Source organism: Bradyrhizobium sp. USDA 4510 (genome assembly GCF_054059095.1).
The window spans coordinates 2,926,577-2,939,795 of the sequence record NZ_JBSSBT010000001.1; the positions used below are offsets into that span (position 1 = coordinate 2,926,577).

The window sequence follows — 13,219 nt, forward strand, 5'->3', positions numbered from 1 at the left end:
ATCATGCTCAAACAAAGAAATGAGATCATGATGCGTTTCCCTGGAAACGCATCATGATCTGACGCCAAAAATCAGGAGAGAAACGCCGTGACGACATCCGCTTCCGCCCCGCTTCCTGCTTCCGTCCTTGAAGCGTTGGCGCGCTACGACACGCCGACGATCTGCAACGCGATGGAGATCGTCGCGCCGGAGCGCCGTCTGATCGGCTACACCGTGAAGCCGCTGGTCTGCCCGTTCCCGACGCTGCCGCCGATGGTCGGCTACGCCCGCACCACGACGATCCGCTCGGTGCTGAAATCCGGCCTCTCGGCCGAGGAGCAGTCGAAGCGCCGCATCGAATATTACGAATATGTCGGCACCGGCTTCGGCCCGCGCATCTCTGTCATCCAGGACATCGACGGCCCGGACGTCGGCTATGGTGCGTTCTGGGGCGAGGTGCAGAGCAACGTGCACAAGGCGCTCGGCTGCCTCGGCGTCATCACCGACGGCTCGATCCGCGACATCCCGCAATGGGCGCCGGGCTTCCAGGCGCTGGCCGGCTCGATCGGCCCGTCGCACGCCTGGGTGCATGCCGAGAGCTTTGGCGGCGAGGTCCGCGTCGCCGGCATGACGGTGCGATCCGACGATCTGATCCACGCCGACAGCCACGGCGCCATCGTGATCCCCTATGAGGTCGCGGCGAAGCTGCCCGAGGCCGCCGAACTCTGCGGCCGCCGCGAGACCCCGATCCTGGACATCGCGCGCAGCAAGGATTTCTCACTGGAGAAGCTGAAGGACGCGCTGAAGCGTTCGGCGGAGATCCACTGAGGCAGCACGCGTTGTCGATTTGCAGAGCGGCGGGCCGGAGGGCCCGCCGTTTTGCTTTCGGTGTCAGGCCGGAGCCACCTTCGCGATCTCGTTCGCCCCGCGAACCGTCATGTCGATGGCGACATAGAGGATCACGGCGAGTCCGACATAGGCGATCCAGCGGTGGTTCTGCAGCAGCCGCGCGATGACGGAGGCCGCCGCGCCCATCATCGCGATCGAGAGCGCGAGGCCGAACACCAGCACGATCGGCTGCTCGCGCGCCGCACCCGCGACCGCCAGCACGTTGTCGAGCGACATCGAGACGTCGGCAACGATGATCTGCGTGGTGGCCTGCCACAGCGTCTTGCGCTGGCCCTTTGCGCCATCGGCGTGTTCGGCCGTGGTCTCGTGCGCGTCGGCGCGCAGCTCGCGCCACATCTTCCAGCACACCCACAATAGCAGGATGCCGCCGGCCAGCAGCAGGCCGACGATCTGCATCAGCTGCGTGGTGACCAGGGCGAACAGGATGCGCAGCAGTGTCGCGGCACCGATGCCGATCAGGATCGCCTTGCCGCGCTGCTTCTCCGGCAGGCCGGCCGCGGCAAGGCCGATCACGACGGCGTTGTCACCGGCCAGCACGAGGTCGATGACGACGACCTGCAGCAATGCGCTGAGGGCGTCGAGTGAAAACAACTCGGGCGAAAATAGTTCGGACATGGGTCATGTTCCCCTTGAGGTCGGGGAGCGGACCCTTTCGACGAAACCGGCTCTTGCCGTCATGCGGACGGCAAATCCACCGCGACGCTTATCCGCGTCGCGGGTCGAAGCAGGGCCACTCCAACTGAGTTCCAGTCCGACATCGCAGCTTGTGGCTGCCAGAGGGGCCCGGCCTGGGATTACGGTCGTGACACCGGACGCATTGCTGCTTCTTCCTCGAAGAACAGCGCCGCCTGATCCGGTTCGCCGAGGATCGCCGCTGCGCACCCCATGAAGGTGAACGCGCCGGCAAAATCCCACAGCGTGAGGTTCGCCACGGTTGAGCGCGCGTGGATCACGCGCGCCGCAATCGCAGCAACGGCTGCCTGGACGAACAACAACAGGCTGAGAACGGGCAGCACGAGTGCAGGCTCAACCAGACGGAGCGTCAGGACGATCGGCAGCGCGGTCAGCGCGCCGAACAACAGCAGCATGCCGAACGGCTCCAGAGAGGGAGTCTTTCGCAGCATCGTTTCTGGAATGATCGAGGACATTCCGGTCCTTTACCGATCCTGACTTGTCGTTCACGTCGAGGATATCAGAACGCGATCTCCTTGACGCGCGACGCGGCGCCGCGCGACCGCCGGCCGCGCGACAAGATGTACGTATGCGGTTCCGGAGAAGGCCCGAGCCCCGGGGGGGGGGTGATCTTGGACGCCATTTTGGCGCCGCCGGCGTGGTGGCATGCCATGGCAAAGTCCGCGCGGCGCCTTTATCTTTGCTGGCAGCGCTGGGCGAACGATCGAAAGGCAATTTCGATGAATATGGCAGGCAAGACGGTGCTGATCACCGGTTCCACCGACGGCGTCGGCCGCTACGTCGCGATGAAGCTGGCGTCGGCTGGCGCCCGGGTCCTGATCCACGGCCGCGATACCAAGCGGGCGCAGACGCTCGCCGACGAGATCAAGCGCCTCAGCGGCCGCGAGCCGATGTTCTACCAGGCCGATCTGTCCTCGCTCGCCGAGGTCCGCGAGTTCGCCCAGCTGGTGCTCGACGACCAGGAACGCCTTGATGTGTTCGTCAGCAACGCGGGCATCGGTTCGCAAAACGAGGGGCCGGCGCGGCAGACCAGCAAGGACGGCCACGAGCTGCGCTTCGCGGTCAACTATCTCGCCGGCTTCCTGCTCGCGCATCTGTTGCTGCCGCGGCTCAAGGCGAGCGCGCCGGCGCGCATCGTCAATGTCGCGTCGCTCGGCCAGCACCCGATCGATTTCGGTGACGTGATGATCACGAAGAACTACAGCGGTGCGCGCGCCTATGCGCAGAGCAAGCTGTCGCAGATCATGTTCACCATCGACCTGGCCACGGAGCTGGAAGGCTCCGGCGTGACCGTCAACTCGCTGCACCCCGCGACCTACATGAACACCACCATGGTGCGCGCCAGCGGCGCGACGCCGATCTCGACCGTCGAGCAGGGCGGTGATGCCATCCTGCGTCTGGTCCAGGACGACGATGTGGCAGGCCGGAGCGGGCTGTTCTTCGACGGCAAGCGCGAGGCGCGCGCCCATGCCCAGGCCTATGACGCCGAGGCGCGCAAGCGGCTCAAGGCGTTGAGCCTGACGCTCACCGGGCTGCGGGCTTCCTGATCCGGCGCGAGACCGGCGCACTTTGGACGCGACCTTGGGTGCGGATCGCCTCGAACAGGCGCTTGCATGCGGCCGGAACGCCGCGATCCGGCACCGTTGCAATGCCGAGCAAGAGACCCGGCTGCGCGCGCTTCGGTGAGAAATACCAGGGCGAGAGCGGGGCGGGCGCCAGCCCGTGCGCGAGCAGTGCCCTGACGATCTCGACATCGGCGGTCTTGTCCGGCAGCGTCAGCATGACGGCGAGGCCGGCAACCTGCACGTCGTTGCTCCAGCTCCGTAGCGCCGTCGTTAGCGCATCGCGGTTGTCGCAATAGGCCCGCTTGGTTCGCCTGAGATGGCGGATGTAGTGACCGTCGCGCATGAACTCCGCGGTGGACAGCTGCACCGCTGGGCCGGGAGCGGGGACCAGGCACGTCGCGACATCGGCGAACTGCGCCGCCAATGGCTCTGGCGCAACCAGGAAGCCGAGGCGCAGCGTCGGCGAGATCGTCTTGCTGAAGGAGCCGAGATGGATCACCCGGCCGGCGCGATCGAGCGAGGCGAGCGCCGGCGCGGCACGGCCATTGAGCTGCAATTCGCCGAGATAGTCGTCCTCGATGATGAAGGCTCCGGTTTGGGCGGCCCAGTCGAGCAGCTGCGCGCGACGTTGCGGCGACAGCGGCGGGCCGAGCGGCGCCTGCTGGCCCGGGGTCACGACCGCGAGCGCCGCGTCGGGGGCGTGCTTGAGACCGTGCTCGACATCGATGCCGTTGGCATCGACGGGGATCGGGACGACCTCCAGCCGGCCGAGCTCGAGGCCCTTTCGCGTCAATGGAAATCCCGGGTCTTCCATCCACGCGCGGCGGCCTTCGAGGCCGAGCACGCGCATCGCGAGGCCGAGTCCTCCGCTGAATCCCGAGGTGATGACGATCTGCGCGGGCGAGCATTCGAGCCCGCGCGCGATCGCGAGATGCGCCGCGATCTCGCGTCTCAATTCGAGCTCGCCGCGTGGATCGACATAGCGCATCACCGCGCTCAATTCCGCCCGGACGGCGCGCGCGCGGATTCGCGCCAGCAGCTTGGCGGGGAGGCTATCCTGCGCGGGGACGCCCATCCGGAAGTGTCCCTGACCGCTCAGATCGCGAAACATCTCCACGACCGATCCGGGAGCGACCGGCGCATCGGGCTTGGCGGCCTTCCTGGGCCGCCTCGCGACGGTGGTGCCGCCCGCCTTCGACGACACGATGTGCTGGGCGTCCGACAGCTTGTCATAGGCCGCCCGCACGGTGCCGCGCGCAACGCCGAGCTGCGCGGCAAGGTCGAGCCACGATGGCAGCCGGGCGCCCGGCACCAGCACGCCCTTGTCGATCGCCGCCGCGATCGCCTTGCGGATCTGCTCGGAGAGCGGCGTCCTGGCCGACCGGTCGAGCGCGATGGGAAGCGGGTTGGGCATGGCCCGTGGTACACCAATTCGGTTCATTCTTGGTGCTTCTTTTTGGCCATGCGTGCCCGCATCTATCCGGTAGCGATGGAGGCACGAGATGAAGACCTTGATGACAACGCTGCTGGCCTGCGCGGCCCTTGCGACTCCGGCGATGGCGCAATCGGTGACGCCGAAATTCGAGCATATGATCACGAACATTCCCGGCAAGTCGCTGATCGCGGTGGAGGTCAACTTTCCGCCCGGCGAGCCGTCGGCGCCGCATCATCACGCCAAATCGGCGTTTCTCTATGTCTACGTGCTCCAGGGCGCGATCGAGAGCCAGCTGGAAGGCGAGGCCGCGCATGTCTATCGGGCCGGCGACAGCTTCTTCGAGCCGCCCGGCGCGCATCACGTGCTCGGGCGCAACGCGAGCGCGACCGAACCGGCGAAGCTGCTTGCGGTGTTCGTCGTCGACAGCAACGACAAGGCGCTGACTGTGTTCGACAAGGAAGGACACAAGCAATGAGCATGCGGATCGACTACAACAAGGTCGCGCCAGCGGGCATCAAGGCGCTCGGCGGCGTCTATGGCTACATCACGCAAAGCGGGCTTTCCGCGCAGCTCGTCGAACTGGTCTATCTGCGGATATCGCAAATCAACGGCTGCGCCTATTGCCTGGACTCGCATACCCGCAGCCTGCTGAAGATGGGCGTCAAGGTCGAGAAGCTTGCGGTGCTGCAGGTCTGGCGCGAGGCCGAGGCGCTGTTCGACGCCGAGGAGCGCGCCGCGCTGGCCTGGGCCGAAACCGTCACCCGCGTGGCGGAGACCGCGATTCCGGAAGCCGATTACCAGGCGGCCCGCGAGGTGTTCAACGAGAAGCAACTGGTCGACCTGACCATCGCGATCGGCCTGATGAACACCTACAACCGCATCGCAATCGGCTTCCGCAACCCGCCGCAGGCTGTGGTCGAGCATTCCGCTGCGGCGGCTTGATCTTGGCAGGAATGGGTCAACTCCTGGACGGAAGCAACTCATTCGTTGCGGGCCGCATGCTCAGCAGCAGGAGTGCGCCGGAGAGCAAGTACAGCGCCATGACGAAGTACATGCCATAGATGTTGTCGCCGGTGTTCCGCACGATGAACCCGGTGATCGACGGGCTTACCGCCGGACCGAGATTTCCGAGGCTGGTGACGAGGGCAAGGCCGCCGGCCGCCGCGCCCGCTGAGAGATACTCACTGGTCAATGCATAGAAGAGCGGCGGCGCTGATACAAACCCGATGACGGCGAAGGAGAGAGCCAGGATCGAACCAACAAAAGTGCCGTGGAGCAACATGAGAAAGAACAAGCCGCCGGCGGCAATCGTGACGCAGGTCGCATAGTGCCAGCGGCGCTCATGCCGCTTGTCCGAATGACGACCGATCAGGATCATGCAGACGATACCCGCAGCGTTGGCTACTGCGTGATAGACGCCGACCAGTAGCGGATCCTTTACTCCCCAGCTATGGATCAGGGTCGGCATCCAGAATACCATCGTGTAGTTGGCGCCCAGCAGACAAAAACAGGCCAGCGACAACAGGTAGACCTTCGGGTCTCGCAGCAGCTGCCGGAACGTCCCCGAGGTCGCCTTCACGATGTTCTCTTCGTCATGCTGTAAAGCATCGTCCAGCAGCGCCTTCTCCCCCTTCGAGAGCCACGCGGCCTGGAACGGCTTGTCCTTGAGCAGGTAATACACGAGAACGCCGAGGATTGGCGCGGGCAACCCCTGGATCAGAAACAGCCATTGCCAGCCGTAAAGACCGCTGACGCCGTCGAAATACTTCAGGATCGAACCACACAGCGGACCAGCGATGAACATCACAATGGGGGGCGCCGACGCGAGGATCGCGATGACCTGCCCGCGCCTCACCGACGGGTACCAGTATGTCAAGTACAGCAGCACGCCCGGGGCGAAGCCGGCCTCAAAGACACCAAGGAAGAACCTCGCCGCATAGAACTGGAGCGGCGTCGATACGAACATCATGGCGGTCGCCGCCAATCCCCAGAGCACCATGATCCGCAACAGAGTCTTGCGCGCGCCGATCCTTTCCAGAAGAAGATTGCTGGGCACCTCAAACAGGAAATATCCGACGAAGAAGATGCCCGCGCCGAGCCCGTAGACTGCATCATCAAACGGTAGTGTCTGCTTCATCTGAAGCTGTGCGAAGCCGATGTTGATGCGGTCGAGAAAGGCGACCATGCTGGCGATCAGTAGCAAAGGTATAAGGCGCCAGTCGACCTTGGCGAACACGGCCTTGTACGCCGGGTTCTCCAATATCGGCGACGACGACTTGCTTGCAGCAGGCAGATGCATTCTTGTTCCTTCCAAAGTATGCTTTTGCCTATGATGTCCTTCGAACCAGTCGCTGCTCCATTGCGCGGGAGTAATGGTCTGACCTCGAAAGCTCAGGTGACCTTTGCCTCGATGACGCTGAGACGCCCGGCCGGATAGGTCGCGGTGTGAGTAAAGCCGGATTCGCGAAACAGCCAAGCGTACTGCTTTTCCGTTCTTTCGAGACCGCCAGGCCCGCGAAGCATGAGCAGATCGGTCAGCGTCTGTTCCCTGTGCGCATCGCTTACGCTCGGGAATTCCGGCACGATCCGTTCGATAAGCAGGAGCACGCCCCCTCCGGGGAGCGCCCTTCGACAGTTTGCGAGGATGACCATGCTGCGCTCATCGCTCCAATCGTGAATGATGTTCTTCATGACGATGGCATCCGCGATCGATGGAATCGTCTGGAAGAAATCGCCAGCCATGAATTCGACGCGATCACTGAGCCCGCTGCGCCTCAGGTGGCCAGTCGTGGATTCGGCGCAGCGCGGAAGGTCGAAAATAGTCCCTCGGATATGCGGATGTTGCCCGGCTATGGCGCCAACGAGTTCGCCGGAGCCGCCGCCGACATCCATGAGATGAGCGAACGCACCGAAGTCGTAGGCCCCCAGGATATCCGGAATCGCCAGACGCGTCCCCTCCATCATCGCTGCGTTGAATATGTTGACCATCTCCGGATCGCGCGCCATGAGATCAAAGCTGTTTTCATGGCCAAGCAGTTGCGCGGCGGTCTTGCCGGTCATGATCGAGTCCTGTAGCCCGGTCCACGATTCGGTCAGAAACTGGCCTTCAAAGATCGTCCAGTTCTTGAGGGACTGGGTTGCGGCCCCGTCAAGGCAAGTCCCCAGTTCGGTCAATGCGTATTGCTCTTCAGCGACCGTGCAAATGCCTATGGTCGAAAGCGCGGTCAGCAGGCGGCGGAGCGCCTGCTTGTTCGCGCCGGTTGCCTCGACGAGTTCGCCAAGGGGCCGCGATCCATCGCGCAGGAGCTCGGCGATCCCCAGCTTCGCGGCGACGTAGATGACCGCGGTCACGCGCTGCGACTGAATAAGGTGCAGCAATCTTGCGGATGCTTGGACAGAGGCCATCGATCATTCCCCCTCATGTTGCTCGTTGGTGCCGGTCCAGCACTCCCGGGCAAACCTGCTCAGGCTCGAAGGCGGCGCGCTGCGCGGCATTGATTGGCCGATCCTGATCTCGGTGTCGCTGACGCCGGGGCCGCATCGCCGGTCCGTCCCCGCAACCGGGGAAGGGTTGAAACCTGAAATACTTAGCGCAGTATGGATGACAGAACTGATCATGGAGGCCTGCCTGGCGCTGACCGCTTTTGGTGGATCGCTGCTCGGGACGGTTTTGCTATCCCGCGCCGCAAGATGATGCTGTACAATTGCCGCCAGGTCCCGAAACCTCGCCGATATTCTGCCGATATTTTCCGAAATGGCCCAACGAGGCGTTCTTGCTTAAGTCATCGCAGCCTTCGATTGTGATCGGCGACCGGACCTTGGACCTGGCCCGCGAATTGCTGCTCGACGGGCGCGGCGACATCGTGCCGTTGCGTCCTCAAGCCTGGGCGGTGCTGCGGCTCCTCGCGCAACGTGTCGGGCGCCTGGTGCATAAGGACGAGATATTGGATGAGGTCTGGTCGGACTGCGAGGTCACGGAAGACCCGCTTGTCCAGGCCATCGGCGACATCAGGCAGGCCTTGGGAGGGGCGGGCCGATTGGCCCTGAGAACCTTGCCTCGCCGCGGCTACATGCTGGTCGTGGATGGCGAGCAGGCCGACCGCCCGGCTTCTGCCAGTGTCACGACCTCGTCGATGCCGGACAACGCCGGAAGGCCAGCGGGTTCATCTTCGGTCCCACACCTGTCCATTGTTGTTCTACCATTCACAAATATTGGCGGCGATCTGGAGCAGGAATATTTTGTCGATGGCGTGACTCACAGTCTGACTACCGACCTGTCGCGCATCGCCGGCGCGTTCGTCATCGGCCGGGGCACTGCGTTCACCTTCAAGGGAAAGGCGGTGGACGTGAGGGAGATCGGTCGCGAATTGAATGTCCGTTACGCGCTGGAAGGGTCGGTGCAACGCGGCGGCAATCGCTTTCGCCTGAACGTTCAGTTGACTGACACGGAAACCGGAGCCCATGTGTGGGCCGAGCGCTTCGACAAGCCCGCTGCCGACTTGCTGGACATGCAGGATGAGATCGTATCCCGGCTCGCCAATACATTGAACGCCGAGCTTATCAAGGCCGAAGCACGACGGGCAGAACGGTTGCCCCAGCCGGACGCGATGGATCTCTATTTTCAGGGCAGGGCTGTCCTGAATAAAGGAATAGCGCCAGCGGTTATGGCGCGAGCAAGGGATTTCTTCATGCGCGCCCTCGCGCTTGATCCCGACAATATTGAAGCAGCGGTTGCCGCGGCTCAGGTCGATTTTGCGATCGGTTCTTCCTCCATGGCCGATGACGGACCGGCATATTTCAGGGCCGCGGAGAAGGCGCTGAATGGCGTGTTGTTGCGTGCGCCCAATCACCCCAGAGCCCACATGTTGCTCGGCGCGGTTCAAATTCGGACGCACCGCGCTGCAAAGGGTATCGCTGAATGTCGCCAGGCGCTGGCGCTCGATCGGAATTTGGCCGATGCGCATGGGTTTATTGGCCTCGGGAAGCATGCGCTGGGGCGTGGTGAGGAAGTCGAGGGGCATATTCAAGAGGCGTTACGACTGTCCCCTCGCGATACGCGTGCCTTTCTCTGGATCATGGTTGTCGGGATGGCCAAGTTGATGTCCTGCACCAATGCAGACCTCGAGGCGCTGGACTGGCTTCGCCGGAGCATTGAGGCTAATCCCAATTTTGCGCTCGCTCACTTTCACTTGGCTGGCGCGTTGGCCATGATGGGAGACCTCGAGGAAGCACGATCCAGTGCCAAAGCCGGACTGGCGCTCGATCCCAACTTCAGCATTCGTCGATACGACGTCAATGTCGTCTTCCTGTCCGACAATCCGGTATGGCTCGCCAAGCGTAAGCGCTTTTATGAGGGAATGCGCATGGCCGGCGTGCCGGAGAGCTAGTGCCGCGTTCGATCATCTGCGTGAATGGGATAGAGCTGCGACGAGGAGCTGCATTTGAGCTCCAGCAGCGGCGCACCATGCACTCGCCTTGGCCAGCGGCGGGGCACCGCTCACGAACCCGGCTTCGCCTCGACAGGCTTCTGCGCGAACTGCGGAAAGGTCTCGGCGACGACAGGCCCATCCAGCCGCCATGAATAGCAGCCGCCGACGAAGAATGGCGGCTCGGTGACATCGCGCTGGTGATCGAGCGCGCCGCGGCCCTGCGGGTCCTTGCCGGAGGTTGCGGTCTGGAACAGCGTCGTCACCGCGGGACCCAGCAGCTCGGCGAGATGGGTGCAGGTTTCGAGCTTGCCAATCTTGCGACGGACCAGTTCGCGCCAGCCCTTGCCGATGCGTTCGCCGACCAGGCGCTGCAAGATGCCCTCGACGTCGAGGCAGGACGGGTAGGGCGTTGAGGCCATCGTGGTGCCGGTCTCGCGGATCGTAAAACTGTCGTCGACCGCGAGCCGCAGGCGGATGTCGTGCACGGGATCGTCGGGCTGCTGCAGCCCGCGATGCTTGTCCTGTCGGGCATAGGGTTTGGTGTCGACCAGCTGCGCCTCGACTTCCCACAATCCGTCGTCACGGAGATAGCCGAGACATTCGACGGAGCGGCGGTGCATCAGGCGGCGGGGCTTGCCGTCGGCATTGGTATCGGGTGCGGACATCGGAACTCGCTGGATTGAATCTAGAGCTGATCCAATCGGCCGTGCGCTCCGATGTCAACGCTCGCGGTCGAATGGCGTCATGAGACATCGTCATTCCGGGATGGCGCGTTAGCGCCAGACCCGGAATCTCTAGATTCCGGGTTCGATGCTTCGCATCGCCCCGGAATGACGGGGGTGACGTTGAGAGCTATCCCTCAGCTCACCCGCCGTTCGCGGTTCTCCCAATACGGCTTGCGCAGCTCGCGCTTTAAGATCTTGCCGGCGCCGGAGAGCGGCAGCGGCGTCGCGGTGATGTCGACGCTGCGCGGGCATTTGTAGCCGGCGATCAGCATCTTGCAGTGCTCCATCAGCTCTTCCGGCGTGGCGCTGGCGCCGCTCTTCATCACCACGACGGCGTGAACCTGCTCGCCCCAGCGTTCGCTCGGGATCCCGATCACGGCGCATTGCGCCACCGCCGCGTGCTGGGCGAGCGCGTTCTCGACCTCGGCCGAATAGACGTTCTCGCCGCCGGAGATGATCATGTCCTTGACGCGGTCGACGACGTAGACAAAGCCGTCCTCGTCCATGTAGCCGCCGTCGCCGGTGTGCATCCAGCCGTCGATCACGGCGCGCGCGGTCTCCTCCGGCCGCTCCCAATAGCCCATCATCACCATGTCGCCGCGCACCGCGATCTCGCCGACGGTACCCGTCGGCACGAGCTTGTCCTCCGCATCGACGATCCTGACCTCGGCGCCAAGCGTGGCGCGGCCGGCGCCGCGGTGCCGTCCCTTGGCGCGGCCGTCGCCGATATGCTCCTTCCAGTGCAGCAGGGTCGCGATCGGCGACAGCTCGGTCATGCCGTAGGCTTGCGTGAACTCGACATGCGGCAGCGCCTTCATGGCGCGCATCAGCACGGCGTCGCTGATCACGGAGGCGCCGTAGGAGATCCGCTTCAAGGACGACAGGTCGTAATTGCCGAGCGTCGGGTGATCGACGAACATCTGGATCATGGTCGGCACCAGCAGCACGTCGGTGATGCGCTCCTTCTGCACGGCGGCCGCGACGCCGTCAGGCGTAAAGCCCTGGATTACGACGTTGGATCCTCCGGACAGCAGCACCGAATACATCGCCGCGCCATTGGCGAGGTGGAACATCGGCGCCGCATGCAGATAGATCGTGCTGCTCGGCCATAGGCCTTCGCCGAGCGCGTTGAGCGCGTTGGCCATCAGATTGCCGTGGCTCAGCATCACGCCCTTGGAGCGGCCGGTGGTGCCGCCGGTGTAGAAGATGCCGGCAAGGTCGTCGCGGCTGCGCATCGCATCCGGAACAGGCGCGCTGCGCGCGATGAGCGTCTCGTAATTCTCCATGCCGGCAGGCGTGTCGCCCTCGTCGGCATAGACCAGCCGCAGGCCGGGGACGGCGCCTGCCAGCGCCGTGCCGACCGGCGCAAACGCCCTGTCGACGAACAGGATCGTTGCGCGGCAGTCGCGCAGCGCGTCCTCGTTCTCGATCGAAGACCAGCGGATGTTGAGCGGCACGATCACGGCGCCGGCCCAGCCGACGGCGAGGTAGAGCTCGAGATAGCGGTCGGAGTTCAGCGACAGGATCGCGACGCGGTCGCCGTCCTGGGCGCCGAGGCCGCGGATCGCGGCGGCGAGGCGGGCGACGCGTTCGCCGACCTCGCGCCAGTTGCGCCGCCGCTCACCGCAGACGACCGCGAGCCCGTTTGGATTGACCTGCAGCGCGCGCCGCAGTCCGTGCGTGATGTTCACTCGTCTCCTCCCTTGATGCGTTTCCCTTGCGAGGCGGTTTGTCCGCCTTCTCGTGCGCCGTTGTCTTGCGCGTTGATGTCATTTGCGTTGTTGTTTTGGCGATGCCTTCGGTGAGGCGGATCGCGAATTCCTCAGCGACGGCACGTCCGCTCAGCTCGCCGCCCGGCTGGAACCAGTGGCCGATCCAGTTCAGCGAGCCGGCAATGGCGAAAGCCGCGAGCTTCGGGTCGCACGGTTTCACCGAACCGTCTTCGACGCCCTGTGCGATATAGTCGCGGAAGGCGCGGTCGATCCGCCGCTTGGCAGTCTGCACGATCTTGCGGTTGTCCTCGCTGAGATCGCGGATGTCGAAGCGGACCAGGCTCTTGCCGTAGTCCGCGGTCATCAGCTCGGCATAGCGGACGGTGAGCTTGCGCAGCTTGTCGAGCCCCGAGCCGCCGCCCGCCGACGTCTCGGCAATGCATTCGTCGACCAGCTCATTGCCGATCGACCAGCACTCGAACAGGATCTCGTCCTTGCCGCGGAAGTAGTTGTAGAGCGCCGGCTTGGTGATGTTGAGCCGCTTGGCGACGTCGTTCAGCGTGGCACGGTGATAGCCCTGTTCAAGGAACAGGGCTACGGCCGTGCGCAGCACTGCCTCGCGCTTCTCGTCGCGGGCGCGGCGCCGGCTTTCGAATGGCAGCCATGGCGACTCGTTGCTGGAAGAGGGGGAGTGGGCGTCCATCGCGTCGGCTGTTGTCGCATTGACTCCGGAAGATCGCCCGTATATTACCCATGGGTAACAAATAGTCCA

14 protein-coding genes are annotated in these 13,219 nt (G+C 64.1%); 6 read left to right on the plus strand and 8 right to left on the minus strand.

Annotation, left to right across the window (positions count from 1 at the left end):
• Positions 1 to 87: 87 nt before the first annotated feature.
• A complete protein-coding gene (locus tag ACVMDN_RS13050) occupies positions 88 to 807 on the plus strand; it encodes an RraA family protein (RefSeq protein ID WP_028344569.1) in 720 nt (239 codons plus the stop codon).
• Positions 808 to 870: 63 nt separating this feature from the next.
• Here ACVMDN_RS13050 and ACVMDN_RS13055 read toward each other — a convergent pair whose 3' ends face one another.
• Together ACVMDN_RS13055 and ACVMDN_RS13060 are read right to left on the minus strand one after the other, a co-directional pair.
• Positions 871 to 1,503 carry a TerC family protein gene (locus ACVMDN_RS13055; protein WP_141340549.1) on the minus strand — a complete coding sequence of 211 codons (633 nt, stop codon included), beginning with the start codon at positions 1,501 to 1,503 and terminating at the stop codon, positions 871 to 873.
• Positions 1,504 to 1,682: 179 nt separating this feature from the next.
• Positions 1,683 to 2,036, minus strand: a complete 354-nt coding sequence (locus ACVMDN_RS13060; protein WP_141340550.1) for a hypothetical protein — start codon at positions 2,034 to 2,036, stop codon at positions 1,683 to 1,685.
• 264 nt (positions 2,037 to 2,300) lie between these two features.
• Between ACVMDN_RS13060 and ACVMDN_RS13065 the strand changes: the two genes are divergently transcribed.
• On the plus strand, positions 2,301 to 3,128 hold the full coding sequence (locus ACVMDN_RS13065; RefSeq protein WP_057017274.1) for an SDR family NAD(P)-dependent oxidoreductase: 828 nt from the start codon (positions 2,301 to 2,303) through the stop codon (positions 3,126 to 3,128).
• Here ACVMDN_RS13065 and pdxR read toward each other — a convergent pair.
• Entirely contained in the window at positions 3,106 to 4,560 is a 1,455-nt protein-coding gene (pdxR, locus tag ACVMDN_RS13070; protein WP_141340551.1) for a MocR-like pyridoxine biosynthesis transcription factor PdxR, read from the minus strand. The genes ACVMDN_RS13065 and pdxR overlap by 23 nt on opposite strands.
• 88 nt (positions 4,561 to 4,648) lie before the next feature.
• Here pdxR and ACVMDN_RS13075 point away from each other — a divergent pair, with 88 nt between their 5' ends.
• Together ACVMDN_RS13075 and ACVMDN_RS13080 are read left to right on the plus strand one after the other, a co-directional pair.
• Positions 4,649 to 5,056: a cupin domain-containing protein gene (locus ACVMDN_RS13075; protein ID WP_141340552.1), complete on the plus strand. Its 408-nt coding sequence runs from the start codon at positions 4,649 to 4,651 to the stop codon at positions 5,054 to 5,056.
• Positions 5,053 to 5,523: a carboxymuconolactone decarboxylase family protein gene (locus ACVMDN_RS13080; protein ID WP_141340553.1), complete on the plus strand. Its 471-nt coding sequence runs from the start codon at positions 5,053 to 5,055 to the stop codon at positions 5,521 to 5,523. The genes ACVMDN_RS13075 and ACVMDN_RS13080 overlap by 4 nt, the downstream gene beginning before the upstream one ends.
• Before the next feature lie 16 nt (positions 5,524 to 5,539).
• Here the strand turns inward: ACVMDN_RS13080 and ACVMDN_RS13085 are convergent, their stop codons facing one another.
• Entirely contained in the window at positions 5,540 to 6,880 is a 1,341-nt protein-coding gene (locus ACVMDN_RS13085) for an MFS transporter (protein WP_141340554.1), read from the minus strand.
• Between the two features lie 92 nt (positions 6,881 to 6,972).
• Positions 6,973 to 7,986: a methyltransferase gene (locus ACVMDN_RS13090; protein ID WP_141340555.1), complete on the minus strand. Its 1,014-nt coding sequence runs from the start codon at positions 7,984 to 7,986 to the stop codon at positions 6,973 to 6,975.
• A 25-nt stretch (positions 7,987 to 8,011) separates the two neighbouring features.
• Here ACVMDN_RS13090 and ACVMDN_RS13095 point away from each other — a divergent pair, with 25 nt between their 5' ends.
• Positions 8,012 to 8,275, plus strand: coding sequence for a hypothetical protein (locus ACVMDN_RS13095; protein WP_141340556.1), 264 nt, complete (start codon positions 8,012 to 8,014; stop codon positions 8,273 to 8,275).
• Positions 8,276 to 8,354: 79 nt separating this feature from the next.
• A complete protein-coding gene (locus ACVMDN_RS13100; protein WP_456835182.1) occupies positions 8,355 to 9,968 on the plus strand; it encodes a winged helix-turn-helix domain-containing tetratricopeptide repeat protein in 1,614 nt (537 codons plus the stop codon).
• A 110-nt stretch (positions 9,969 to 10,078) separates the two neighbouring features.
• Here ACVMDN_RS13100 and ACVMDN_RS13105 read toward each other — a convergent pair whose 3' ends face one another.
• The 3 genes from ACVMDN_RS13105 to ACVMDN_RS13115 form a co-directional block, all read right to left on the minus strand.
• Complete coding sequence (locus ACVMDN_RS13105; protein WP_057019693.1) at positions 10,079 to 10,675, minus strand: DUF2889 domain-containing protein; 597 nt, start codon at positions 10,673 to 10,675, stop codon at positions 10,079 to 10,081.
• A 194-nt stretch (positions 10,676 to 10,869) separates the two neighbouring features.
• Positions 10,870 to 12,426, minus strand: a complete 1,557-nt coding sequence (locus ACVMDN_RS13110) for an acyl-CoA synthetase (RefSeq protein WP_141340557.1) — start codon at positions 12,424 to 12,426, stop codon at positions 10,870 to 10,872.
• Positions 12,356 to 13,150, minus strand: a complete 795-nt coding sequence (locus ACVMDN_RS13115) for a TetR/AcrR family transcriptional regulator (RefSeq protein WP_141340558.1) — start codon at positions 13,148 to 13,150, stop codon at positions 12,356 to 12,358. The genes ACVMDN_RS13110 and ACVMDN_RS13115 overlap by 71 nt, the downstream gene beginning before the upstream one ends.
• Positions 13,151 to 13,219 lie beyond the last annotated feature (69 nt).